Genomic DNA, 1,698 nt, shown 5'->3' on the forward strand with positions numbered 1-1,698 from the left:
GGCGGGGCGCCATCTGCCGCAGATGCGCCATTGCGCCCGCTGCCGGGCCGACGCCGCAGGGCTGCTGGGCGACGGCGGCACTCTGGGTGGGCTGGGACTGCTGCCCATGCAGCCGGAGCGTCCGCGCCATGGGCATGGCCTGCCAGGTCAATCAGGTATGTCTGGCCAGTCTGTCATGTCGGGCTGTACCGGGCGGCAACGCTGCGATTGAGGGTGGCGCGGTCTTCGGAATGGCCGAAGGCACTCCCTGACAGAAAAGCATGGAAATAAAGGACGCCGTCCCATCGTGGGCGGCGTCCTTTCTCGTTTCCGGGAAATGATCCCCCCGCGCGGGTCACTTTTCCGCGCCCCAGACCTGTTCCAGGCGCCGATCGCGTCCGCAGCCGGTCCGGTAGTAGGCATAGCGGATGGGATTCTTGCGGTAGTAGTCCTGATGATAGTCCTCGGCGGGCCAGAAGGTGGAGGCGGCCTCTATGCCGGTGGCCACGGGCTTGCCCAGGCGTGCTTCGATGACCTTCTTGCTGGCCTCGGCGGCCTCGCGCTGCGCCGCATCGGCCACGAAGATGGCCGAGCGGTACTGGCTGCCCCGGTCGCAGAACTGGCCTCCCGCGTCCAGCGGGTCCACGTTGCGCCAGAAGACGTCCAGCAGGGTTTCGTAGCTGATCTTTGCCGGGTCGTAGGTCACCCGCAGGGCCTCGGCGTGGCCGGTAACGCCCGAGGATACCTGCTTGTAGGTGGGGGAATCCACGTTGCCCCCGGTATAGCCGGAGGTGGTATCCAGCACGCCGTCCAACTGGTCGAAGGGCTTTTCCATGCACCAGAAGCAGCCGCCGGCGAACACTGCGGTGGCCGTGGAGGCTGGCTGGCTGGGGGCTGTGGGTGCATTGTCCTGCGCGGCGCGGGCCGTGGCGGGCAGCAGCAGGGCGGCCAGCAGAAGGGCGGAAAGAGGCAACAGGTGCGCCAGCGCGGTCAGCGCCGACGTTGCGGTCTCCATGAACGGGGACTGAAGCAGGGTGGACATGGTGCGCACTCCCGTGCCGGAGGCGGCGCGCCGGAAGTGGCGCGCCCGTCCAGGCATCATGGCAGATATAGCACGCCTGCGCCGGGAGTACAGAGGGGGACGATGGGTTTGCGGGATGGGCGAAGGAGGAAGGAGGGGGCGCTCTGCGGGCGGCGGGGTGCCCATGGCGGAAGCGGCGGTTACCCCCCGGCCCACATGTCCGCCAGCCGCTGGCGGTGGTGCAGCAGGATGTCGCAGTAGTCCAGTTCCATGTCCAGCATGTCCCGGTCACTGCGGCGCAGCCATTCCGACAGCCACCCGAAGCGGGACGCCAGCACCATCAGCGGCAGGTGGCGCAGTGTGTCGGCATCCATTCCGGCAAGGCCGTACGGGGGCACGCCATTACGCAGCGCGGCGGTAAACCCGGCGGCAAAGCCGCGGCCAAGGCCGGAAGGATGCTCGAAGCCCACGCAGCCGATGCAGTTGGCGGCGTCGTACAGCGCGGGCTGCGCCCCGGCGAATTCCCAGTCGATGACCCCGCGCAGCGCTGCCAGGGGGGTGGCATCCGGCGGAACTGCGCCGTCGCCATCCCCGCAGGGCGCCCAGATCAGGTTCAGGGGGTGGGCATCGCCATGGGCCAGCACCACCGGCTGGGCGGCCAGCACGTCGGGCAGGGCCTCCAGCGCGTCGCGTACCGG

At 69.1% G+C, this 1,698-nt stretch carries 2 protein-coding genes and 1 pseudogene; 1 reads left to right on the plus strand and 2 read right to left on the minus strand.

The features are described 5' to 3' along the window. Positions 1 to 211 (plus strand): annotated as a pseudogene (locus FVW27_RS20985) (radical SAM protein); the annotation flags it as partial. 123 nt (positions 212 to 334) lie between these two features. Here FVW27_RS20985 and msrA read toward each other — a convergent pair. Both msrA and FVW27_RS14890 read right to left on the minus strand, forming a co-directional pair. Beyond that, a complete protein-coding gene (msrA, locus tag FVW27_RS14885; protein ID WP_208294820.1) occupies positions 335 to 1,021 on the minus strand; it encodes a peptide-methionine (S)-S-oxide reductase MsrA in 687 nt (228 codons plus the stop codon). A gap of 179 nt (positions 1,022 to 1,200) precedes the next feature. Next, positions 1,201 to 1,698: phosphotransferase family protein (locus tag FVW27_RS14890; RefSeq protein WP_167126570.1), on the minus strand; the 498-nt coding region annotated here is incomplete at its 5' end.

Origin of the sequence: Nitratidesulfovibrio liaohensis (assembly GCF_011682075.1) — a bacterium.
Classification (GTDB): Bacteria; Desulfobacterota; Desulfovibrionia; order Desulfovibrionales; family Desulfovibrionaceae; genus Cupidesulfovibrio; species Cupidesulfovibrio liaohensis.